The organism is Microbacterium sp. SGAir0570 (assembly GCF_005491085.2).
GTDB lineage: Bacteria > Actinomycetota > Actinomycetes > Actinomycetales > Microbacteriaceae > Microbacterium > Microbacterium arborescens.
Genome location: NZ_CP027929.1, coordinates 1,148,462 through 1,170,268, shown reverse-complemented (window position 1 = coordinate 1,170,268; position 21,807 = coordinate 1,148,462). Strand labels below are relative to the sequence as shown.

The window sequence follows — 21,807 nt, the reverse complement described above, 5'->3', positions numbered from 1 at the left end:
GCGCCGCGTTCCCCGGCACGCCTTCCGGATCGGGCGCCTACTTTCTGCCGTCGATCGGCGAGTACCCCGTCTACGACGACGCCGCCTATCAGTTCATGATGGACGATGAGCCTCGGGTGCGCGCTTTCGAGGAGACTCTGACCGACGCCGTCTCCGCAGACTCGGTCGTCGTCGAGCTGGGCTGCGGCCGGCAAGCCCCGTGGGCACGCCTCGCGGCACGGCTCGGCGCGCCGAGTGGTCGCCGTCGAGCAGCTGGACCACGTCCGCGAGGCCCTGACCGCCGAACTGGCGAACGACCCCCGATATGCATCGATCGATGTTCTCTCCTACGACGAATATGTCGAATCGGAGATCCGCCCCACGATCCTCGTGAGCGAGATCGTCGGTGCCATCGGCAGCTCCGAAGGGGCTGAGCAGGTGGTGGGCCGAGAGATCCGACGTATCGGCGACCCCGGGATGCTCGTCGTCCCGCAGGGCTGGATCACGAGCGTGAGCGCGTTCAGCTGGCGGCGGATGCTGAGGGGCGCCGAGCCCGTGTTCGCGCGCGAAGCCCATCGTTATCGCCGTGCGCTCGCGGAGACCGTCGGCTGCGGCGACGTGCGGCTGTGCGTCGTGGGGCGGCAGGTCCAGCTTGGCCTGCTGTCCCGCCCTACCACCGTGGAGACAGCGAATTTCAGCGGGAGCTTCTCGGAAGTCGCATCCGCTCCGGCCGAGGTGGCGGTGTCGCGTCCGGGGACGCTGGACTCACTGCTGTTGTCGGTGGCGGTGAAGATCGGGACGCACTCCGTCGACAGCCTGAGCTCTCGGTCGAGCTGGTTGCCCGTCGTGGTTCCCCTCGGCAGCACGGAGCTACCGGTACGTGAGGGCGACACGGTCGACGTGCGGATGCACCGGAGGCTCGAGACGAATCCGGTGTGCCCCGACTACATCGTCGACTGGCGTCTCCGACGCGACGGCGAAGAGATCGCTCACGGAACCGCCGAATTGCCCTGGCGACCCGACCCGCACGCCACGAGCAGCGCCCTGCACGTCAGCCTGACGAACAGCGACTCCCCTCTGATCGGAGACAGCCATGACCACTGAGCACACCGTCGCGGCGAATGTCTCGCTGGATTACCCGTCATGGCACGTGACGATGGGCGAGATCGTCCTCGCCGCGTGCCATCTGCACAGCCCCGACCTCGAAGACGATTTCGATGTCTGGTTCGACTGCGGCCCGCTCCTCGACTGGATCTCCGTCGAGTACCCGCGACGCCGATACAGCCCGGGCTACCGCGTCGTGCCCACCGAGCTCATGAACGCGGACGCGTGCCGGGCCTTCGGGCTGCTGGCGAAAGCGGGGTTCGACGGCAGTGCGTTCGCGGTGGGAGCCACCGACCCCACCCTCGTGCATGTCGCCGCCAGCGCCCACGACGGCGAGCGTACTGCGCTCATCATCCGCGTCCGGAGAACGCCCTCGGGCACCTGGGACGTCACTTCCTCGGCTTTGTCGGGACACCCCGCGTGACGTCGGAACTCGCTTGGGGTCCGGCGGCGGCGGCGCTGCGCGACCTGGGCGACCTGCACGTGTTCGGCCTGCCGCTCGACGCACCGGGCCTCCTCGACGCTTGCACTCGCGAAGAGCGGTCGGTCTTCAGCGACGAGCGCACCGCCGCGTTCGCCGCGTTCGGGCGCGCGACTCTCCAGCCCGACGCGTTGACGGTGCTCAGCCTCGAGACCGGGCCCTCGTTCGTCAACGCGCTCCTCGGGCTGTCCGAAGCAGCGTCAGGTCGCGTGCCCCTGCTGGTCGTCGTCGAGGCGGCCGCACCGGAGCGGCGGGGGTGGGGCGCGTTCCAGGATCTGCCGATAGAGGACATCTGCCGATCCCTGAAGATGCCGACGAGGACGATCGAGAACTCAGCCGATCTCATCGCGGGGATCACCGCCGCTTCGCGGCAGGCGTTCCGCCACCGCTCGCCGGCGGTCGCGGTGGTGCGCACGCGCACGGGGTCGGACGAGGAGCACGGAGACGGGACCCGGCGCCGGTGGTCTCGCGATCGGAGCGTTTCGATCCCGGCAACACGGGAATCGATGTCCGCTCTGCGGGCGGTCGACGAGCTTCGGGATGCCGCGGCCCAACGCGCGCGGATCGCGGTGATCGTCGGCGGGGGCGCGAAGCGGGCGCACGTCCGCGGCGGGGATCTCGACGCCTTCGCGGCTCAGCTCGGCGCGTCGACGCTGGTGACCGCTTCGGGCCGAGGCGCGATCGACGAGTCGAGCGAGAGCTTCGTCGGCCTGGCCGGGCTCTATGCGACGCCGGAAGGCCTCGATGCGCTCGCGGCGGCAGATGTCGTCGTGTCGCTCGGATCAGCGCTCGAGGAAACCGTGCGCGAGAGGTGGGCGCCGAAACAGGGCGCCACGCTCCTCCTGGTCGACGAGTCCGAGGTCAGCTGCCCGGCCCACGACGGCCGGAGGATCGACGTCACGTCCGACGCAGCGGCGTTCTTGGCGCTCGCCCGCGACGGGCTCGTGGCCTCCGCAGCTCCGCCCCCGCTCCGCGGGGCCCGGCCGATCAGGCAGCAGGGCGTGTCCGAGATGGCCGCGACATGGGCTCAGATCGAGGGCATCATGGTCGATGGACACTTCGACATCGTCTGCATCGAGAACGGCCTCACGGACATGTGGGGTTACGACCCGCGCTTCCTCACGGTTCCGCCGTCGACGTCACTCGTCGTCGCTGCCGAGCAAGCGGCCATGGGTGCCGCGCTCTGCGGCTCGCTCGGCGCGAAGCGCTCGCAGAAGGCCCTCGTGATCTGCGGCGATGCGACCCTCCGCATGCATCTGGCGGCCGTGACGGACGCGGTGGAGAACCACCGGCCCATCGCTTACGTCGTGTCGAGCAACTCCGGAATGGGCTGGCCTTCTCTGTCGAGGACCGACCCCGAGCTCACGACGTTCGCGTGGAACCGTCGTCTGCCCGCCGTGCTGTCGTCACTCGGCGTCGATGTGATCACACCCGCAGAACTCCGGTCACAGAAGCACCTCTCGGCACCCGCTGCGACATTTTTCGACGTCCATCCTGCGGCACCGCCCTGGGAGTCATGACGCTCCGGCGCCGATATCGACCCAGCCGAGATTCGCCACCGCGTTCACCGCGAGCAGGAACCCCACAATGCCGATGATCCAGGCTGTCGTCGCCTGAGCGTTGCGCGTGAGCCACCGATCGAGCCGCGTGAGCGGTCCTTCGAGCGCATCGTGCGCAACCATCCGCCCGACCAGGAGGACGAGGGCCGGCAGGATCATGACGACGCAGTATCCCGCGATCGTCACCACCGACAGGCCCGGGCCGACGCCTGTGGCCGCCACGATGCCGATCGCGGCGAGATAGGGAACCATCGTGGCGAGTTCGAGCACGACCGCTACGAGTGCCAGACTCACCAGACCGAGCGTCGCCCCGCGCGTGCGCCCGTCCTCCATGATCCGGTTCCGCCAGTTCAGAATCCTTCCGCCACCGGCCGCCGCGCGCTCCGCCGCGCGAGCACGCGCCTTCTTCGTGTCCATCAGCCAGCTCACCGCCATCAGCACGATGCCTAGCACGAGGACCGCGATCAGGAAGCCAGGCGAATCCCATACGGCTCGCGTTCGCGTGACGATCGCGGAGAGACCGAGATACAGCAGAACTCCCACGAGGAAGTAGGCCGCAGCGACGGTCGCGAGGTATCCGACGACGCGACCTGCGCGGACCCGTCCCGGAGCTGTGAGAAGCCACACGGGAATCAGCAGCGTGCCGAAGCTCGTCGAGTCGACGAGCGCAAGGACGACGAGGGTTCCGAGGGTGCCGACATCCATCAGGACGGCCCGAGCTGGAGCCTGCGTTCGCACACCGCGGTCGAAGCGCCTCCCTCGGCACGGTGGGTCGCGACTTCTTCACCGTCGACGATGATGCGACATTCGATCCACGTGGCCCCCGGTCCCGCGTCGACCTCGATCCGACTTCCGCGGAACGGGAACGCCACATCCGTCGGCACGCTGAATTCGTGCTCGAACGGCAGCTCGACCGAGTCCTCCGCGAAGCTCTGACTGTCGCGGGGCGCGTCGACGGTCACCAAGATCTCGCCGGACTTCGCGGCGTCGCTCGTCACGATCGCGGTCACCACGATGTCGGTGCCGGTGCCCTCGGACCCATCGCCCCCGGCAGGCGGGGCGGGCGTCGCCGGACCGGTCGCCGTGAGTCCTTCGATGGTGTCGTCGATCACGCCGCATCCGGACGCTGCCACCGTCAGCCCGCCGACCATCGCAACCGCCAGGATCGTCTTCCGGAGTGCCTTCATCGCGTCGCTCCCCTGCCTTGGTCATCATCGCCGGCATTACTAAGTCGTTCGCACCAGTTAATCATGGCATGAACGGGCATCCATCTCGCTCTAGCGTTACCTGTGTGCCATAAATAAGCTGACCGCATGGCTTACTCGCATCGATCAGCTGCCATCTCAGGAGCGGTCGGCGCGAGTCTGGACGATCTGCTCGGCCCCGCATCCGAGCGCTACCTGGCGAGCCGATTCCGACACGTCGCGCGAGCATTCACCGGCTCTGCGACGCGCTCCGGCGATCAGCAGCTCGCCCTCGAAGGCCGCGCCGCCCTGGAGTATCCCGAGACCTGGACGGTCAAAACGGGAAGATCACCCGCGCCGCATTTCAGCTCCATCGATGCGATCGTCCTGACTGCGGCACTGTGCTCGCACCCGGCACCGATCGACGGTTCCTCGTCGCCCACGCCCCCGGGCTTACGCAGCGTCAGTCTTCGTGCGGGGACGACGGCGGATGTCGAACTCGAGAGCGTTCCCGTCTCGGGCACGCTCGGCGCGCTGGGTTCCACGGCGGGCGTCGAAGCACGGCTCACCCTGGGCGCAATGCGCACCGTCGCGCACCTGGATCGTCCGCCTGCGCTGATTCAGGCGACACCGTCGGACGGAAGCCCCCTCTCCGTCGAGCTCGCCGCCGACTGCGCCGTGGAGCACGTGTGGAAGTCCCGGTTGACACGCATCGAGGCGGGGCGCTCGGTCGAGTTCCAGCACGAGATCGCGTCCGACTGTCCCCCCGCCCGAAGAGTCGTCACCGTGCTCGACCTCCTGCGCCTCTCCGCGCAGCAGGCGCAGGCGCTGATCTACTGCAGCGACGGACTGGATCGGGCGTCTGCCAACTCCATCTGGATGCGGAGCGCGTCGTTCGACGTCGGCGAGCGTCGACAGCTGCACGGACCGCTCTTTCTGGAGGTCAGTATCGCCCGAACCCAACGGATAGACCGCGCGTCCGTGCGGTGGAACGTGTTCGACGTCGTCGCGCGCGGCACCGGAGGCCTCCAGGCTGCAGCCTCGCTCGCCTACTCTCGTTAGGCGGGCCGGAATGCTGCCTCGACGGCGGCGACGGCGGCATCGCGATCCGCCGGGGGCACCATCGCGTCTACCGCAAAGAGCCACATATCGCGGAGACCGGCGAGCAGGTCGTCACGTGAACTCATCGCCTGCGACATGAGCTGCACACCGGTGAAGAAGCCGATGAGCGTCTTCGCGAGGGTCTCGGGAGACAGCCCGCTCGTGAGCTCGCCTCGTTCCAGCGCAGGTGCGAGCATCGCACTCGTCATCTCGACCCAGTTGAGGTAGAAGTTGCCGGCCGGCGCGCCGAGGGCGCCTTCTTCCATCGCGAGCCGGATTCCGGCCCGCACGACGGCATCGTGACGCAGCTGGTCCGCCATGGCGCGCGACACCGCGACCAGCCTCTCGAAGACGCCGGGCGAGGTGTCGACGGCATCCGTCAACAACGGGAGCGAGCGCGCGTGCTGCTCGTTGATGACCGCGAGCGCGATCTGCTCCTTCGATTTGAAGTGGAAGTACATCGACCCCTGGGAGATCCCCGATTCCTCGACGATCATCGAGAGACTGGCTTTGCCGTATCCCTCGCGGTCGAACACGTTCGCGGCCCCCTCGACCACCGCGCGCTGGGTCTCCTGCGACCGACTCTGCTGCGGCGTCCGCCGAACAGCCGTCGAGACCTCGCGGTTTGCTTCATCCTTGCGCACGAGAGCCCATTATCCTCTGGCCGATCCGCGGCCGGTGCTCACACGTTCAGCGCGCCGACCGCCCGTGCTGGACGTACCACGACAGCGCGGCATCGGTGAGGTGAACATCGCGGCTTCCCGCATCGGGCACGAGATCGCGGAGGCGCTCGGACGAGAGAAAGTAGTCGTGGGCGAACTGCGCGACCTTGCGCGCTGGGATACCGCGCGCCTCGAGTGCCGCACCGGCATCGGCGGCGCTCAGCGACCGGGAGGGAAGTCTCCCCCACTCGGCGAGGATCGGCGAGAGGAGGTCTCTCACGGCGACGGGCCGATCCGGCACGACATGCACCACCGCACCCGCTCCACCTTCCAGGCGATGCCGCACGGCAGCGACGGCTGCCCGGGCGACGAGGCCGGCAGATGCCACCGACAATCGGGCGGCACCGTCTTCGATCCATGCTCCGAGCGCGGCGTGGGCGGAGAGCAGCCGCAGAAGAAAGTGCCCGTCCCCCACTCCGGTGATGAACAGGGGGCGCAGCACGGACGCGCCTGAAGCGGATGCGACCGCGTCGCCTCGCGCTCGCGTCGCGCTGAGCTCGGACTCCGGGTGAACCGGATACTGCCCCTCCCTGCCGCCTGAGAATGCGAGTGCACCGTAGATTCCCGCCGTGCTGACGTGCACGAGGGGGATGCCGAGCGACGTCGTCGCCTCGGCGGTATGCGTCACGCCGTCGACGTTCACGCCGCGCTGCTCCCGTGCATCATCTCCGACGTGACTCGCCGCATTGATCGCAGCGATCGACCCGGAGATCGCCTTGCGGAGAGATTCCGCCCCGTCGGCGATATCGACGACGCGACTCCTGTGATCGGATCGCAATTCGGCGTTCCGGCCTCGACTGAGGATGAGCGGGTCGAATCCCGCATGCGCGAGCTCTTCCGCCACATGACGACCGACGAATCCCGTCCCGCCGATGACCGCGACTGAATTCGCCATAGCTTCCCCCACCACGACTCGAACCCCCTCAGAACATACAAGCAGCTATCCGCTCAGTTCGGCGAGACCGTCATGAGGCGGCACGGTCACGTCCACGTTCCCGCGAGCGGTTCTGTCATCATCGGCGGCGCTCGAATATCCATGCACGGCGAAGATCACCTTCGAGTTCCTGCCGCCCCTGACCGTCGACGGATGCCGCCCACGCCGGCGTATCGGGCGCGCAGCGGCAAAGTTCACACCGGTAGCCGACTACGTAGCATGAACGGCCCTTCGCGTCCCGGCTCATGCCCCTGTCATATGCATCGTTGGCAGTGGTCATACATTCATCTCTGTACCATGTAGGCAGTTCTCACCAGGCCCTGCGACCCCACTCGCGGCGAGTGTCATGGTGGGGGAACCCAATTCCGGTCGGAGGTGTCAGCCCCCATATGGGCAAGCAACAGCGGAGCGGGGAGACCCGTGAAGCACTGCTCGAATCCGGGAGCCGGGTCTTCGCGACCATACCGTTCGATAAGGCCCGCATCGCGGATGTGATCGAACCACTCGGAGTCACGCAGGGTGCCTTCTACTTCCACTTCGAGAACAAGCACGAGCTCGCGCTCGAGATCATCCGACGTGAGCACGCGATGATGGTCGACCTGAGCGAGCGGGTCCTCAGCTCCGCGGGAGGCGGTCTCGCCGGCCTGCACGAGGTGTCGACAGGGCTGGCGGAACTGGTGCGCGCGGATGTCACGGTGCAGGCGGGGCTTCGCCTCACTTCCCACACTCCTGAGGAGTTCCCGGAGTTCCTGGGCGCGTCGTTCACCATGTGGAACGACGCCATCGGGAAGTTCCTTCTGCGCGCACAGGGGGCAGGCGAGGTCCGCTCCGACGTCGAGATCGAAGCCGCCTCCCGGTTCGTGGTGGCCACCTTCGTCGGCGTGCAGGAGATCTCCGCCATCGCCACGCGCTGGGCCGACCTCGAGGAGCGTATTCGCGAGGTCAGCTCGCTTGCGATCCGGGGGATCGCCACCGACGAGGGATACGAGGCCTTCACTGCGTCGCTCTCGCCGACAGCCGCGCGATGATCTGACGGCGTTCATCGCTCTTTGAACAATCGGAACAGGTCCGCTTCGCGCACAGTGAGAGTCCCGAGGAAAACGCCCGCGAGCGCCGTACCGAAGCTCGCGACCAGCGACGGCAGCATGGCGGCCGGGACCCAGGCGACGTCCTCCGGGGCGAGAGCTCCTGCACTGAGGTAGATGACTGCTCCTGCGAAGACGGCGCCGGCCAGAGACCACACGACGGCTTCGAGGATCGCTGTCGAGGTCATCGCGCCGCGTGACTGGCCGGCGTGCAGTGCCGAAGCGTGCTCCAGGCGACGGGCGCGTACGGCGGCGAACCCGATGAGCAGCCCCGCGGCCGCGGCGACCGCGGGCGCCCATCGGGTGAGGCGGTCGTCGAACATCGCTGTGCCTGTGAAGCTCGTGCCCATGCTGCGGTTCAGCTGAGTCAGCGACACCTCGGTCCCGGTGCTTGCCTCGGACGCGAGCGCCTGGCGGAGGAGGCCATCGTCGTCGGGGCCCTGAGGCCAGGCGCGCATCCAGCACTCGTCGAAGACCCCGGCACCCTCGACGGGCATGACAATCGCGTACTCCAGGCGAGCGTCACGTCCGTCGTCGGGGTAGGCGAAGATGCCGGCCACTTTGAGGTCCCGGCCATCCGTGGCGAGGGTCGAACCGGTGGCGACCCCGAGGGACTCCGCGAGAGGCTCCGAGACCCAAGCACCCTCGGAGGCGGACTTCACGTCGAGCAGGCTTGCAAACCCGGCTGTCACCTCGTACACAGGGAACCCGGCGCCGGCGAGTGCGTCCAGTGGCAGGTCTTCGGCCTGACGCAATGCACCGGAGGCCTGCACGCTCCGGTACCAGTCGAGCGATTCGCAACGGGCGCGGTCGACGCTGTCCTCCGCGACCAGCATGCGGGTCGCCCCGCCGCCGGTGATGAACGTACGGGCCTGGTTCTGCAGCCCGTGGACGGCCGCGACGTCCGCCCCCGCGGCGAGCCCCGCCGTCAGCGCGAGCAGGAGACCGAGAAGCGGCACGTGCGCGGTCCCGGAGACGACGTTCCGCAGGACCTCGGAGGCGATGCTGCGCATCTTCATGCGGCCACCCCCCTCGTGGGGGCGTAGTCCTCGAGCTGGATGACGCGGTTGCACGCATCCCGTGTGCCCGGGTCGTGCGTGGCAATGAGGACGATGGCGCCCTCCTGCGCGACCGCACCGAGGGTCTGGTTCACGGTCTCCGAGGTTCGGAGGTCCAGCTGCGCCGTCGGCTCGTCGACAAGGAGCAGGGAGGGCCTGGTCGCGACGGCGCGGGCAAGCATCAGGCGCTGCGCCTCCCCTCCGGAGAGCTCTCGGAAGGAGCGGTCGGCGACGGCGGTCAGCTTGAACGACGCGAGTATCGGACGAGCGAGCTCGACGGCCTCGCCGCGCGTGCTTCCCGCGGCGAGGAACGGGAAGACGACATGGTCGATCGCCTTCCGGTGCGCGACGCCGTGCGGGTTCTGGAACACCCAGCTGGTGCGCGTGATGCGCACGCGTTCGACCCGACCCATCGATGGCGTCTCCCACCCGGCGAAGATGGATAGGAGCGTGGACTTGCCACTCCCGGAAGGACCGCACAGTCCCACCACGTCGCCCGGGCGCGCCTCGAAATCGAGGCTCTCGAACAGCAGCGGTGTGCCGGGGAAGCCGTGCCCGAGCCCGATGGCGCGCACCGCACGCCCGTCATTCACAGTGCACCCCTTCCAGCGCGGTCCCGATCGCGACGCTCTCCGGCACTTCGCCTTCGAACGCGACCACGGCCGCGCCGAGGGAGGAGCCCAGAAGTTCTGTCTTCACGGTGCCGGCGCTTGTCTTGACGCAGCTGCTGTCACCGTCGTAGATCAGCGCGCCGGCGGGAATGGAATAGGCGTCGATCGGCGACGCGAGCGCGATGGTCGCGGTGACAGTCGCCCCGGGATCTTCGGCGAGGCCGGAGATCAGCCGCTCATCGCCGGCGAGCTGGGCGAGGAAGGCCGGGTCGGAGGCGGTTCCCTGCGCATCGAGAGGGCCCCGCACCGACCCGATCTTGATCGTCCGGTCGCCGGGCGTGAGGTTGTCGGGGACAGACTGCACCGTCACGCGTTCGAGGGCCCCGCGGGATGTTGCGATGGCACTCCCTTGCGAGACGGCGTCGCCGACTTTCACGGCGCATGCGATGCCGGTCAGCTGCGGCGACGGCAGCCAGATGAACTCCGCGCGCTCAGCGAACCGCTCGCCCTCCTCGACTCCGGCTCTTACCCTCAGGTGTTGCAGAGCCCGTCCGGTGCGGCTGCCGAACTCCCCATCCACGGTTTCCGCGTCGAGGTGGCCCAGGCGGATGAGCTCGGTCTGCAGCGCGGCCACGTCGGCGCCGTCGTCCCCGACGGACAGGTCGCGGTAGAGCGGGACCGTAGTGTGCATTGCGATGAGGGGGCGCTCGTCGACGTGCGCGACGACGGTGCCCGAGGTAACCTCCCCCCCGTCGCGGCACCAGGACGCTGTCAGCGTGCCCGACGTCTGGATGGCGAGGGTCTGGTCGGCGCCGCTGACGAGCTTGACCTGCACGCGCCGACTGTCGTCGAAGGTCTGCGCGACCACCGGCGCCGATGTCTCTTCACTGCCTGCACGCAGCAGCTCGGGTTCCGGGACTGGTCGGAGCGCGTACCCGAGGGAACCTGCCGCGCCGATAACCACCAGTGTGGTCACAGCGATCAGTGAGGCCGTCCGGCGGGACGTCACTGCTCCTCCTCCTCGAATGCGACGGCGTAGCCGCCTGCTGAGAAGCACTCCTGCACGGTGGCGTCGTTCGGGTCGTACTCCGCTTCCTCGAAGCGGTTCTCGAGGTCCTCGGCGAGGTCGGTGGTCGTGTACGTGGCCTCGACGACCTGGTTGCGCTTGAAGCAGGCCACGACGATCTCCTCGCCGTTGCTGAGCAGGTCGGGGTTGCCCTGCTGCGCTCGGTACAGGGCCTCGATCGGCGCGAGCTCGTCGGCACACTCCCCGGCGGTGTCGATGTACTTCTGCGCTTCCTCAGCGGACATCTCCGGGGGCGTGATCTGGATGATGCCGGAGGCGAGGCGCTTGTGCTCCTCCTCGTAGCCGGCGTTGACCATGCACTCGGTGTACATGCGATGCGCCTCGTCATACTGAGCCTGCGTGATGCCGCCGGTGTCGATGGCGCTCGTGAGTACGTCGATGACGTACGGGTTCTCCTCGCCTTCGAGGTACTGCTCCAGGAGCTCCTCGAAGCTACCCGCCAGACGCTCGCCTTCCGGAGCAGCCTGACCTTCGCCGTCCACTCCGGAGGTACAGGCGACCAGCGCCGAGCCTGCGAGGACGAGTGCCACCATGCCGGTGACGACCCGCGTTGATGCTGTGGTTGTTCGCATGAGAACGCTCCGATTCCTCTGAATTGCCGTGGTGTTACCGGTCTACCCACGGCGGGTCTCGGTACGGTTAGCGCTCTCCTAACCTGGCCCTAACCGCCTCCGGGAAGACTGCGTATGTACCTGAGGAAGGGAGCACGCGATGCGAATACTGTTGGTCGAAGACAACGTCGACCTGTCCGCAGCGATCACCATGTCTCTCGCCCGCGACGGATATACGATCACCCCCGCGTACGACGGCGTCCAGGCACTGGACCGCCTCATCGACTACGAATTCGACGCCGTCATCCTCGACCGCGACCTCCCGCGCATGAGCGGAGACAGCGTCTGCCGCGAGATCCGCACCTCCGGTCAGGACATCCCCATCATCATGCTCACCGCGCTGACCACCGTGCGCGATCGCGTCACCGGGCTCGACCTCGGCGCAGACGACTACCTCACCAAGCCATTCGCGTACGAGGAGCTCGCCGCCCGCCTGCGGGCGCTCCGCAGGCGCGGAACCGCGCCCATCTCGGATGAGATCACCGTCGGCGCGCTCACCGTCGATCGAGTCCGCGGTAACGTCATCTTCGACGGCCGGAGCATCCGTGTCTCCCCCAAGGAATTCGCCGTCATCGAGGCACTCGCCCGCGCCGACGGACGGCACCTGACCGTCGAACGCCTACTCGACGTCGCCTGGGACGCCCCCGACGACATCTCCCGCAGCGTCGTGAAAGTGACGATGCACTCGCTGCGCCGCAAGCTCGCTCCCGACCTCATCGTCCATGACCCCGGTTTCGGGTATCGACTGGAGACAAGCTGATGTCCCGCAGGAGCTCTCTCGCCGCGCGCATCGCCGTGCGGTCCGCAGCGATCTTCACCGCGATCTCGGTTCTGGTCTTCGTCGCGGTCTGGGCGTCCCTGACCTCTGTCGCCTCCTCGAGCATCACCGTCGTCCCCGAAAACGGAGCCTCCTCCGCCCCGGAGGTCGTGGAAGCCGTGTTCCGACTCACCAACCAGGCGAAGACGATGACCATGACCGTCACCGGCTCCGCACTCGCCCTGATCACCGCCCTCGGCACCTTCCTCACCTATCGCGCAGCGCGGGCCTCCCTGCGCCGCGTCTCCGACATCACCCAGCACACCCGGCGCATCACCGCCAGCACTTTGGACGAGCGTCTCGCCCTCCGCGGGCCTGATGACGAGATCAAGGACCTCGCCGACACGATCGACGACACCCTCAGCCAGCTCAGTGACGCCTTCGCCCAGCAGGAGCGGTTCGCCGCGAACGCCTCCCACGAGTTGCGCACCCCACTCGCCGTCGTACGGACGTCCCTGGAGTCGATCGGCGCCCGCATTGCCCATGACGAGGATGTCGACCGGTCCCTCCGGAACGTAACCCGCATGGACGAGACGATCGACGCCCTCCTTCTGCTCGCTCAGACCCGGCGCCTCCCCGAAGACAGGCGCTACCCGGTGGACGTCGCAGGGGTGGTCCGCATCCTCGCCGACGACCTCGCCCCGGCTTTCGCGGCCCGTGGCGTCAGCTTCGAGGTGAAAGCTGACCAGGTCGCCATCGTCGACGGGGATCAGACACTGCTCACCCAGGCCGTGCACAATCTGATGCGAAACGCCGCTCAGTACGCCCCAGCCGACGGGCATGCGACCTTCGAAGTCACCGCGTCGCCCACGGCCGTGACCGCCCGCTTCGCGAATGATGGATGCGCTTACACGGACGAAGAGGTCGCACAGTTGCTCGAGCCGTTCAGCCGCGGCGCCCAGACACGCGCTGGCGACGTCACCGGGCACGGACTCGGGCTGTCGATCGTTGCGAGCATCGCACGTCAGCATGGCGGTACCTTCGAACTGGAACCGCGCCAGGAAGGCGGCCTCGTCGGCACCCTTCGCCTCCCGCCGGCAACAGAGGAGGCCGGGGATGCGACCCCCGGCCTCCGTTCAGCTCAGCCCACTCAGGCGATCACCTGAACGAGTTGTAGGCGTAGCTACCCGTGTCCACGCCACAGGCTGCCCACGCGTATCCGCCGCTGGTCGTCCAGCCCGAGGTGGCCGTCTTGCAGCCGTGTTTGGCGAAGGACAGCCCCTGTGTGCCGCCCCACACATCGTGCTCCGCGCTGGCGTTGAAGGGACCGGCGAACCACGTGCCGCTCTGTCCTGCGTAAGCCGGGGCGGCGCTCAGCGCACCGCCGACGGCCAGAGACGCCGCGAGGACGACCGCGCGCCGTCCCATCGAGAAGGACCCGGGGCACATGCGATTCATCGACCAGACCCCCAGCGACCTTCATTCCGGCGTATCGGTACTTTCCGAACGTCCGCCCATTGCTTCTTCCATGAGGCCAGTTGCGCTGACAATCCGGTCGCCGATGCGATCTGCGGTGAAGTCTGACCGAACCGACTCGGTGTACGCCTCCGGGTCCTCGATCCATTGGTGGGTTGCGGTCGAGATCTTCGCGGCTGCCGCGACCACTGAAGACATATCACCGGGCACGACCTTCTGTACCGCCTCGATGATCACGGTCGCCACGACGGAAGCGCCGGGCTCGCCTGTTGCGGTCATCTTGATCAATAGCTCACGCTTTTCGGCCTTCTCTCGGTCGCTCATGCGCTGCCCAAGGAGGCGACGCATCGCGTCCTCGGTGTACCAACGTCGGAAGTGTTCCGCGACCTCAACCCGGCGGATTTTACGTTCACGCCTCAGACGCTCGTCGTACTGCTCACGACTCAGATCGTTCGACTCCTTCAATGCGGCCGCGGAGTCCTGCCATGCACGCAATGCAGACTGCTGGGCGGCTTCGGCGCGGTCCGCGGACTTCAGAGCGTCAGCCCGGGCGGCCCAAGCGATGATGGCTGATGCTCCCGCGGCGAATGCGGATACAGCAGCGAGGACTATTGCGCCTACATCGGTCATGCACCGAACTGTAGTGGGCACGCGATGAACGCTCTGCTCACCGCGGCCCTCGAGCTGCACGCCGCCGGTCTCTCTGCCGTCCCGGTCGCCGCCGACGGCACGAAGCGCCCCCGCATCGCGTGGAAAGAGCACACCACCACCGCGGCCGACGAGGCAGGGCTGCGCGGCTCGTTCGACAACGAGATCCCGCAGGGCATCGGCCTCGTCACCGGGTACGGCGACGTCGAACTGCTTGAGGTCGAGGGCGTCGCGATGCCGCTCATGGGTGAGGTGCTCGAGCTGCTCGACGGCACCGGGCTGCGGCCGCTGCACGACCGGCTCGTCACCGGCTGGTCGGAGCAGTCCCCGTCGGGCGGTCTGCATCTGCTGTACCGCGTCGAGGGCGGCGCGGTACCCGGCAACCAGAAGGTGGCTCAGCGGCCGAGCGAGGGGGCAACCGGCCGCGAGCCGCTCGCGGAGACCCGCGGCACCGGCGGGTACGTCGTCGTCGCTCCGCCCGCCGGCGACGTGCACCCGACCGGCCGCGCGTGGGTTCGCATCGCCGGCGGCCCACGACGATGCCAACGGTCACGGCCGAGGAACGCGAGCAGCTGCACGCCGTCGTGCACGCCGCCCTCGACAGCATGCCCGAGCAGCTCCCGGCGACACCCTCCGGGCCCGTCGACGCGAAGTGGTCGACCGCGTACACGACCGCAGCCGGCGACATCACCCCGGGCGACGACTTCGAGGCCAAGACGGACTGGGCGGAGATCCTGCTCGGCTGGACGCACGTGTTCACGCGTGGCGCGACCCGGTACTGGCGGCGCCCGGGGAAGAACGACGGCATCAGCGCGACGACCGGGCACGCCGGCGACCGCGATCGCCTGTTCGTGTTCACCTCGTCGACGGACTTCGAGCCCGAGGTGCCGTACACCAAGTTCGGCGCGTACACGCTGCTGCAGCACCGGGGCGACCACGGCGCCGCGGCGAAGGCCCTCGCCGACGCCGGCCACGGGTACCGGGCGCCGCGCGAGCTCGCGCCGGCGACGCGCACGACGTCGACGGGCACGCAGCTCGCCGTGCTCGGGTCGACGGCGCCCGCGTCCGCGCCTGCCGCGGTGATCGGTTCGGACAGCGCCGACCTGACCGACGACGGCAACGCGCGGCTGCTGGTGTCGGAGTACTCCGGCACGATGCGGTACGTCCCCGACGCGGGGAAGTGGGTCACGTGGGAGGGCACCCGGTGGGCGTGGCATCCCGACGACGGGCCGGCCATCGAAGCCGCCCGCGACGTCATTCGGCGGATCCCGACCGACAACGCGCAGCTCGCCGCGCACCGGCTGAAGTCGATGCGTGCCCGGGCGATCGGTGACGCGGTGCGCCTGGCCCGGTCGGCGCCGCCGATGCGGATCGCGGCCGCACAGTTCGACCGGCACCCGTGGCAGCTGAACACCCCGGGCGGTGTCGTCGACCTCCGCACCGGTGCGTTCGCCGCGTCGACGCCGGCACTGTTCCACTCGAAGCAGACGACGGTGACGCCCGAGGCGATGCCCACCCCGCTGTGGGACCAATTCCTGAAGACGACCTTCCAGTCGAACGCGCTGCTCGAGCGGTACCTGCAGCGCCTCGCCGGGCTGACGTTCATCGGCGAAGTACTCGAGCACGTGCTGCCGTTCCTCCACGGCCCGGGCGGCAACGGCAAGACCGTGTTCGCCGAGGTGCTGTCGACGATCGCGGGCGACTACGCGACCGAGGCGCCGCAGGGGTTCCTCATCGCCGGCCGCGACAAGCACGAGACCGAGCTCGCGAACCTGCAGGGCCGGCGGATGGTCGTCGGGTCCGAGGTCAACGAGAACACCCGGTTCGACGAGGCGAAGGTCAAGCTCCTGTCGGGTGGCGACAAGATCACGGCCCGGTTCATGCGGCAGGACTTCTTGACGTTCGTGCCGTCCCACACGTTCTGGCTGCTCGGCAACAGCCAGCCGAAGGTCGAGACCGGCGGGGATTCGTTCTTCCGCCGCATCCGGCTGATCCCGTTCACTCACACCGTGCCCGAGCAGGACCGCATCGAAGGGCTACAGCAGCGCCTCGTCGACGAAGAGGGCCCCGGGATCCTGCACTGGATCATCAAGGGCGCCGTGCAGTACGCCGAGGGCGGCCTGCCCACACCTCCCGAAGTCCTCGCCGCGACCGAGACCTACCGGGCCGAGGAGGACCACCTCGGCCGGTTCATCGAGGACCGGTGCCACGTCGGCGGCGGCGACATGGTCCGCGTCGAGATGTCCGAGCTCCGCAAGGCGTACGACGCATGGTGCCGTGAGCGGCACGAGGACGCGCTCACGTCGCAGACGTTCGGCCGTCAGCTGAAGCAACGGTTCAGCGTCGGGTCGGCGAAGTCCAATGGCCGCCGGTTCTACACCAACGTCACCGTGTACGCCCCCGAGTCGCCGACCGAGGACGAGCCGGCCGGTCAGCAGAGCTGGTGGGACAAGTGACCGCCACGGCCCCGCTGTACGCCCGCTGCGGGTGGTGCGGTGCGGACGTGCTGCAGGTGCGGTGGGACTACCAAGCCGACCTCCTCATCGGTGACCCGCGCCTGGACCCTGTCGCGCTCGATCAGCAGCAGGTGACCGCGTGCATCATCGGTGGGATCCCGCTGTGGCAGCTGCAGCAGCGCCTCACCGGGCAGTGGATCACCTCGGCCCGGTCGTTCTACTGGCCGCGGCGCCCCGTCGACGGGCACGTCGCCCCCGAACATCACTGCTCCCGCGTGTGGGACGCCGAGCGACTGCAGCTCGCCCCCGACGCCGGCACCACCTACCCCGACACTCCCCCGTTCTGAGAAAACACACCATGCCTGTCACCCGCACCTACACCCACACCCTCGCCGCTGCCGAGGTCAACGATCGCGGCAACGTCGACACCCTCGTCCGCGGCAGCCGCCTCGAGGTCGCCAAGGTGGAGCTGTCACCCACCGAGGCACGTGAGCTCGCGGCGGAGCTCATCGCGGCCGCCGATGCCGGCGACGCATACACCGCCGAGAAGGCGGCCGGCTGATGCGCTCCGGTGAACTGTTCGCAGGCGTCGGCGGCCTCGGCCTCGGTCCGAAGCGGATCCAGATGTCCCGTCAGCACCCGTGGCGGGCCGACGACCCCGACGCCGTCGTCTACTCGCCTTCGCCCGTGGCGCGTCGGCGACGCTCCGCCCGCTCCGCTCGCCGCCGCGTGCCCCAATGTCCTGGCATCAACAGCAGCAGTAGGTCTGGCAGGACGTGCAACAGCGCGGCGAACACCCCCTCAGAGTCTCGCGCGCTTGAGGCAGAAGCAAGGGAGACACCGGAGCTATTCGCACTCCACACCGAGATCGCGCCGAAGCGCAAGAGAGGGGCAACCCGATGAAGGCCATCACCGTCAAGCAGCCGTGGGCGTCCGCGATCATCCACGGCGGGAAGGACGTCGAGAATCGCACGACGAACATCGTCGGCTTGTACCGCGGCCCGCTCGCCATCATCGCGGGGAAGCAGTACGACGAAGACGCCGTGCTCTGGCACGGCGACCAGCCGTTCGCGGTCGACGAGGACGGATCGTGGCGCAGTCCCGCCGGCGCAGTCATCGGTCTCGTGGATCTCGTCGACGTCCACCGTGGCGCGCTCTCCCCGAACGGGAAGTGCCGGTCGCTGTCGGGCGTCCACTCGATCGACCACACGTCGCCGTGGCGCGAGCGCAACGTCTACCACCTGGTGCTGAACAACCCGCGGCCCCTGCCGACGCCGATCCCGATCACCGGGTTCCCCGGATGCCGCGCGCTCCCCGCCGACGTCGTGCTGCAGATCGCGGAGCAGCTGTCATGACCACCTACGAGATCCCCGTCAACGCGATTTATCCCGAGGCCGAGGCGCGCGAGTGGCGGCGCGCGTTCGAGTGGCACCTCGACCAGATTCCCCCGCTCATCGAAACGATGGGCGTGCTCGCCGCGCCCGGGGTCGGCGTCTCGCGCGGCGGGTCACGGTTCGACAAGGTGCAGATCACCGGCGGCGGGTACTACAACAACGTCCTCATCCGCGACGTCCGGGTCGAGAGCAGCGGCCGCATCGTCGACGCCGGCACCACGGGCGACCAGGCGCAGCTGTGGGCCGAGCTCGTCGAGTACTCCCGTGCCGTGACCGCGTGGATCAACCACGAGATCCCCGCACCGTACGCGCCCGACCTCCCCGACATCGCGCACGACCGCCGCCAGTGGGTCGCGCCGCGGCCGCCAGCAGACACGTGGCTCGCGCGCAGCCTCGCGCTTACCCTCGTCGGCTGGCTCATCGACCACACCGACCAGGTGCAGCAGCTCGAACAGCTCACCGAGCACCAAGAGGCAATGTTCGCGCGGATCCGGCGCACGAAGGGCCGGTACCGGGGCGCGAGCACCGTCCGCCGCGCGCGCCCCCGCCTCTGCGCCACCTGCGGCGAACGCGCCGTGATCGTCGACTGGATCGACGCCGGCAACGGATCACCGAAGCCCATCCAGTCCGGCATCTGCCGGGTCTGCGGCAAGACCTACACGATCGGGGTTGACTAGTGGCTGCCGCCCGAACGAAGTCTCTCAGCCTCTCGCAGCTCCTCATCGAAGCGCTCGAGCAGCTTGTCCGCCGGAACCGTTCCCGCGTACCAGTCGACCATCACGAGATGGAACGCTCTAGCTGCCTCGGGTGCGTTACGCCTGGACTTACCCGCCGCTCGCGTGTTCACCTTCCAGAGATGACGTCGGTCAGCTTCATCGCACTCGAGCATGAGACGTGTCACGGCCGCCGTGCGGGCGCTGTATGCCGCCAGGAACGCGGGGTCGTCGTCCATGATGAGAGCGGCCGCGCCTGCCGATGTCGTCTCGATGACGTCGATCATCGCGGTCCGTCGACGTTCTTCCTGCGCGCGTTTTGCTCGCGAGCGCTCGGCCAGAGACTCCCGTATCCACGGCACCACCGACGAACCAATCAGCGCGATCACGGCGCCCAACACAACTGCCCAACCGGAATCCATGCCCGAACTCTACTTCCGTGGCGACCCTGACCTACCGGGAAGCAGCGAGGGTCGTGCGTCGGTCGACTCGCACCATCAAACGGTGGCGGCTCAACGGGATGCCGATGGGGTGGGAGGACCGGAACGGGCAGCGGATGCGGGTGGTCGACCAGGACGTGCTGCAGGCGTGGTTCCGGCAGCGGCTCGACAACTGGCCCACCCACCAATGGCGGATGCGACGCAGGGCCGCGGAGCTCGCCGCCGAGGACGACTAGCACCACACCTCCGAAGCGATGTGAGACGCATGTGAGACGGGGCGCTCCCGTGAAACGAAGAAGGGCCGGAATCCCGCAGGATTCCGGCCCTTTCTGTCGGGATGACAGGATTTGAACCTGCGACCCCTTGACCCCCAGTCAAGTGCGCTACCAAGCTGCGCCACATCCCGGTCCGCTGTCCGCACGCGGACAACTCCCCTATCCTAACCGGTCCTGAGCCCGCTCGCGAACCGGCGCACCCGGGCGCGTTGCGGGGCTTGTACGACGACCGCTCGTTGCCCGCTGTCCGAGGCGGGCAGTACGTTCTGGCCATGAGCGAGACGACGATCGTGCCGGTGACGCCCGGCAGCTTCAGCGATGCCCAGCACGCGATGAGCGGCGGCGGCGATGGGCACGAGTGTCAGTGCCAGTGGTGGACGATGACGAACGCCGACTTCCAGCGCACCGATATCGACGGCCGTGCCTCAGCCTTCCGAAGCGAAGTGGATGCCGCGCCCTCCCCCGGACTCATCGCCTACGTCGACGGTGATGCCGCCGGCTGGGTGCGTGTCGGCCCGCGTACCCGTCAGATCCGCTTGAGCAAGACACGCGCCTACGCCGGCGCGACCGAAGAGCCCTGGGACGACGCGGATGTCTGGGCCGTCAGCTGCTTCGCGGTGCGCAAGGAGCATCGCGGCTCGGGCCTCAACGCGGCGCTTCTCCATGCCGCGATCGCCTTCGCCCGCGAGAACGGCGCACGCGTGGTCGAGGCGTACCCCGTTGACCCGAATGCGGGGCGAAAGGTGACGTCCAACGAGCTGTACCACGGCGCTCTGTCCACGTTCCTCAGCGCGGGCTTCCGCGAGGTCGCGCGCCCCAAGCCGCACGTCGCCGTCGTCTCGCTCGACCTCGCCGACACCCACGAGACGGGCACCGGAGAGCACCCGTGACGCTTCGGCGAGAATGGAACGCATGACCGCATCCGATGCCCCCGTCCGCGTGGACTCGTGGCTGTGGGCGGTCCGCATCTACAAGACCCGCTCAGCGGCGACCACGGCCTGCCGCGCCGGTCACGTCCGGGTCAACGGGGAGAAGGTCAAAGCGTCGCAGTCGGTGAAGCCCGGCGACGAGCTACGAGTGCGGATCGCGGGTTTCGACCGCATCCTCGTCGTCCGACAGACTCTCACCAAGCGCGTCGGTGCGCCCGTTGCCGCCACCGCGTTGGAAGACCGCACTCCCCCGCGCGAGCCGATGGCGATGCTCGCCGTCCGCGACCGCGGCGCCGGCCGACCGACGAAACGCGAACGCCGCGAGATCGACCGACTGCGCGGAGTCGACTGATCCACGCCTCGGGCACGCGATCACTGATCGCCTCGACAACTAGCCCGCGACACTCACCGCGCGGCGCGGCGGCGCGCCACCTGCACGACGACGCACAGCACGAGCGTCACCACTCCCCAGATGGCGCACGCGGGCGGCAGCACGCGGTACGCGAGGTGCTGCGCAGTCCACTCCGTCGTGAGCGGTCCGTACGCGGCAAGACCGATCAGCCACGCCGCGACAAGCGCGACCGGCAGCGACACCCACCAGACCACCCGCACGGCGCCGGGCAGCACCCGCCGCACCGGAGCCGACGACCGTTTCCGCAACCAGAACGCCCCCGCCACCGCGAGCCCGAGCAGGCCGAGCGCGCTCGATGCGTACTGGAACCACCGGTAGCCGTGGAACGGTCCCCAGCGTTCGGCCAGCGCGGGTAAGAGCTCGACGCCCCAGCGCCCCTCGTGGGTGAAGGCGTCCCAGGCGATGTGGCTCAGCACGCCGAGAGCGAGCGACACCACGACCAGCAGAACCGTGACCGCGACCGACCGGCCGCGCCCCGACCCCGGCACGACCGTTCGCAGCGCGTCGCCACCCCTGGAATCCCACGCCGGCGGCAGCCGTCTCGACAGCCAGTCCGGCGCGAGTTCACGCACCGCCGGGCGCAGCAGCAGCCACCACGCGAGCAGCAGCACGCCCGCGATCACGACCGTCAGCCACGGGTACGCGTGCGTCTGCGCATAGCTGATGCCGATCCCGCGCGCGAACAACGGCAGATCCGGAGCCATCGCCCCGACAGCCAGCGCCGCCGGCACGAGCGGTGTGCGAACGACCGCCAGCGCGACGACGGCGTGGCTCGGGGTGAACGGCATCCG

25 protein-coding genes, 1 tRNA gene and 1 pseudogene are annotated in these 21,807 nt (G+C 68.6%); 16 read left to right on the top strand and 11 right to left on the bottom strand.

Annotated elements, in window-relative coordinates:
• The first annotated feature begins 234 nt into the window (after positions 1 to 234).
• Genes C1N74_RS05510 through C1N74_RS05505 form a run of 3 tightly spaced genes read left to right on the top strand, consistent with a single transcriptional unit; the run spans position 235 to position 3,084 of the window.
• A complete protein-coding gene (locus C1N74_RS05510) occupies positions 235 to 1,083 on the top strand; it encodes a hypothetical protein (RefSeq protein ID WP_137750145.1) in 849 nt (282 codons plus the stop codon).
• Complete coding sequence (locus C1N74_RS16375) at positions 1,073 to 1,507, top strand: hypothetical protein (protein WP_023951669.1); 435 nt, start codon at positions 1,073 to 1,075, stop codon at positions 1,505 to 1,507. Before C1N74_RS05510 ends, C1N74_RS16375 begins: the two co-directional genes overlap by 11 nt.
• Entirely contained in the window at positions 1,504 to 3,084 is a 1,581-nt protein-coding gene (locus tag C1N74_RS05505) for a thiamine pyrophosphate-binding protein (protein ID WP_181405583.1), read from the top strand. The genes C1N74_RS16375 and C1N74_RS05505 overlap by 4 nt, the downstream gene beginning before the upstream one ends.
• Here C1N74_RS05505 and C1N74_RS05500 read toward each other — a convergent pair.
• Positions 3,079 to 3,828 carry a GAP family protein gene (locus C1N74_RS05500; RefSeq protein ID WP_064956887.1) on the bottom strand — a complete coding sequence of 250 codons (750 nt, stop codon included), beginning with the start codon at positions 3,826 to 3,828 and terminating at the stop codon, positions 3,079 to 3,081. The two genes, C1N74_RS05505 and C1N74_RS05500, sit on opposite strands and share 6 nt — an antisense overlap.
• Positions 3,828 to 4,310, bottom strand: a complete 483-nt coding sequence (locus tag C1N74_RS05495) for a hypothetical protein (protein ID WP_023951673.1) — start codon at positions 4,308 to 4,310, stop codon at positions 3,828 to 3,830. Before C1N74_RS05495 ends, C1N74_RS05500 begins: the two co-directional genes overlap by 1 nt.
• 126 nt (positions 4,311 to 4,436) lie before the next feature.
• Here C1N74_RS05495 and C1N74_RS05490 point away from each other — a divergent pair, with 126 nt between their 5' ends.
• Positions 4,437 to 5,369: an AvrD family protein gene (locus C1N74_RS05490; RefSeq protein WP_137750143.1), complete on the top strand. Its 933-nt coding sequence runs from the start codon at positions 4,437 to 4,439 to the stop codon at positions 5,367 to 5,369.
• On the opposite strand, the gene C1N74_RS05485 is transcribed toward C1N74_RS05490, so the two are convergent.
• Together C1N74_RS05485 and C1N74_RS05480 are read right to left on the bottom strand one after the other, a co-directional pair.
• The gene (locus C1N74_RS05485; RefSeq protein ID WP_023951675.1) at positions 5,366 to 6,052 is read right to left on the bottom strand and encodes a ScbR family autoregulator-binding transcription factor; all 687 of its coding nucleotides are present in this window, start codon (positions 6,050 to 6,052) and stop codon (positions 5,366 to 5,368) included. The genes C1N74_RS05490 and C1N74_RS05485 overlap by 4 nt on opposite strands.
• Before the next feature lie 46 nt (positions 6,053 to 6,098).
• Positions 6,099 to 7,025, bottom strand: a complete 927-nt coding sequence (locus C1N74_RS05480; RefSeq protein ID WP_137750142.1) for an NAD(P)-dependent oxidoreductase — start codon at positions 7,023 to 7,025, stop codon at positions 6,099 to 6,101.
• A 284-nt stretch (positions 7,026 to 7,309) separates the two neighbouring features.
• Here C1N74_RS05480 and C1N74_RS05475 point away from each other — a divergent pair, with 284 nt between their 5' ends.
• The gene (locus C1N74_RS05475) at positions 7,310 to 8,092 is read left to right on the top strand and encodes a TetR/AcrR family transcriptional regulator (protein WP_137750141.1); all 783 of its coding nucleotides are present in this window, start codon (positions 7,310 to 7,312) and stop codon (positions 8,090 to 8,092) included.
• A gap of 11 nt (positions 8,093 to 8,103) precedes the next feature.
• Here C1N74_RS05475 and C1N74_RS05470 read toward each other — a convergent pair whose 3' ends face one another.
• The 4 genes from C1N74_RS05470 to C1N74_RS05455 are packed head-to-tail and all read right to left on the bottom strand — an operon-like array spanning position 8,104 to position 11,477.
• Positions 8,104 to 9,168: a hypothetical protein gene (locus tag C1N74_RS05470; protein WP_137750140.1), complete on the bottom strand. Its 1,065-nt coding sequence runs from the start codon at positions 9,166 to 9,168 to the stop codon at positions 8,104 to 8,106.
• On the bottom strand, positions 9,165 to 9,800 hold the full coding sequence (locus tag C1N74_RS05465; RefSeq protein WP_023951679.1) for an ATP-binding cassette domain-containing protein: 636 nt from the start codon (positions 9,798 to 9,800) through the stop codon (positions 9,165 to 9,167). The genes C1N74_RS05470 and C1N74_RS05465 overlap by 4 nt, the downstream gene beginning before the upstream one ends.
• The gene (locus tag C1N74_RS05460; protein ID WP_137750139.1) at positions 9,793 to 10,794 is read right to left on the bottom strand and encodes a peptidoglycan-binding protein; all 1,002 of its coding nucleotides are present in this window, start codon (positions 10,792 to 10,794) and stop codon (positions 9,793 to 9,795) included. Before C1N74_RS05460 ends, C1N74_RS05465 begins: the two co-directional genes overlap by 8 nt.
• A gap of 29 nt (positions 10,795 to 10,823) precedes the next feature.
• Positions 10,824 to 11,477 carry a hypothetical protein gene (locus C1N74_RS05455; protein ID WP_023951683.1) on the bottom strand — a complete coding sequence of 218 codons (654 nt, stop codon included), beginning with the start codon at positions 11,475 to 11,477 and terminating at the stop codon, positions 10,824 to 10,826.
• A 139-nt stretch (positions 11,478 to 11,616) separates the two neighbouring features.
• Between C1N74_RS05455 and C1N74_RS05450 the strand changes: the two genes are divergently transcribed.
• From C1N74_RS05450 to C1N74_RS05415, 8 genes and pseudogenes are all read left to right on the top strand, one after another.
• A complete protein-coding gene (locus C1N74_RS05450) occupies positions 11,617 to 12,276 on the top strand; it encodes a response regulator transcription factor (RefSeq protein ID WP_137750138.1) in 660 nt (219 codons plus the stop codon).
• On the top strand, positions 12,276 to 13,439 hold the full coding sequence (locus tag C1N74_RS05445; RefSeq protein WP_137750137.1) for a HAMP domain-containing sensor histidine kinase: 1,164 nt from the start codon (positions 12,276 to 12,278) through the stop codon (positions 13,437 to 13,439). The genes C1N74_RS05450 and C1N74_RS05445 overlap by 1 nt, the downstream gene beginning before the upstream one ends.
• A 964-nt stretch (positions 13,440 to 14,403) precedes the next feature.
• Positions 14,404 to 14,847 (top strand): annotated as a pseudogene (locus tag C1N74_RS16605) (bifunctional DNA primase/polymerase); the annotation flags it as partial.
• A gap of 89 nt (positions 14,848 to 14,936) precedes the next feature.
• On the top strand, positions 14,937 to 16,853 hold the full coding sequence (locus C1N74_RS05435; protein ID WP_258318011.1) for a phage/plasmid primase, P4 family: 1,917 nt from the start codon (positions 14,937 to 14,939) through the stop codon (positions 16,851 to 16,853).
• Positions 16,841 to 17,200 carry a hypothetical protein gene (locus C1N74_RS05430; RefSeq protein ID WP_137750135.1) on the top strand — a complete coding sequence of 120 codons (360 nt, stop codon included), beginning with the start codon at positions 16,841 to 16,843 and terminating at the stop codon, positions 17,198 to 17,200. Before C1N74_RS05435 ends, C1N74_RS05430 begins: the two co-directional genes overlap by 13 nt.
• An 11-nt stretch (positions 17,201 to 17,211) precedes the next feature.
• Positions 17,212 to 17,415 carry a hypothetical protein gene (locus C1N74_RS05425; protein ID WP_137750134.1) on the top strand — a complete coding sequence of 68 codons (204 nt, stop codon included), beginning with the start codon at positions 17,212 to 17,214 and terminating at the stop codon, positions 17,413 to 17,415.
• 337 nt (positions 17,416 to 17,752) lie between these two features.
• Positions 17,753 to 18,208, top strand: coding sequence for a hypothetical protein (locus tag C1N74_RS05420; protein ID WP_137750133.1), 456 nt, complete (start codon positions 17,753 to 17,755; stop codon positions 18,206 to 18,208).
• On the top strand, positions 18,205 to 18,924 hold the full coding sequence (locus C1N74_RS05415) for a hypothetical protein (protein ID WP_137750132.1): 720 nt from the start codon (positions 18,205 to 18,207) through the stop codon (positions 18,922 to 18,924). The genes C1N74_RS05420 and C1N74_RS05415 overlap by 4 nt, the downstream gene beginning before the upstream one ends.
• On the opposite strand, the gene C1N74_RS05410 is transcribed toward C1N74_RS05415, so the two are convergent.
• Positions 18,921 to 19,382, bottom strand: coding sequence for a hypothetical protein (locus tag C1N74_RS05410; RefSeq protein WP_137750131.1), 462 nt, complete (start codon positions 19,380 to 19,382; stop codon positions 18,921 to 18,923). The genes C1N74_RS05415 and C1N74_RS05410 overlap by 4 nt on opposite strands.
• A gap of 53 nt (positions 19,383 to 19,435) precedes the next feature.
• On the opposite strand from C1N74_RS05410, the gene C1N74_RS05405 reads away from it, so the two are divergent.
• Positions 19,436 to 19,636: a hypothetical protein gene (locus tag C1N74_RS05405; protein ID WP_258318010.1), complete on the top strand. Its 201-nt coding sequence runs from the start codon at positions 19,436 to 19,438 to the stop codon at positions 19,634 to 19,636.
• A gap of 96 nt (positions 19,637 to 19,732) precedes the next feature.
• On the opposite strand, the gene C1N74_RS05400 is transcribed toward C1N74_RS05405, so the two are convergent.
• Positions 19,733 to 19,806: transfer RNA gene (locus C1N74_RS05400), tRNA-Pro, on the bottom strand.
• A gap of 141 nt (positions 19,807 to 19,947) precedes the next feature.
• Between C1N74_RS05400 and C1N74_RS05395 the strand changes: the two genes are divergently transcribed.
• A complete protein-coding gene (locus tag C1N74_RS05395; protein ID WP_137750129.1) occupies positions 19,948 to 20,565 on the top strand; it encodes a GNAT family N-acetyltransferase in 618 nt (205 codons plus the stop codon).
• A gap of 22 nt (positions 20,566 to 20,587) precedes the next feature.
• A complete protein-coding gene (locus C1N74_RS05390) occupies positions 20,588 to 20,956 on the top strand; it encodes an RNA-binding S4 domain-containing protein (protein ID WP_023951692.1) in 369 nt (122 codons plus the stop codon).
• Between the two features lie 53 nt (positions 20,957 to 21,009).
• Here the strand turns inward: C1N74_RS05390 and C1N74_RS05385 are convergent, their stop codons facing one another.
• Positions 21,010 to 21,804, bottom strand: a complete 795-nt coding sequence (locus C1N74_RS05385; protein ID WP_137750128.1) for a DUF4184 family protein — start codon at positions 21,802 to 21,804, stop codon at positions 21,010 to 21,012.
• Positions 21,805 to 21,807 lie beyond the last annotated feature (3 nt).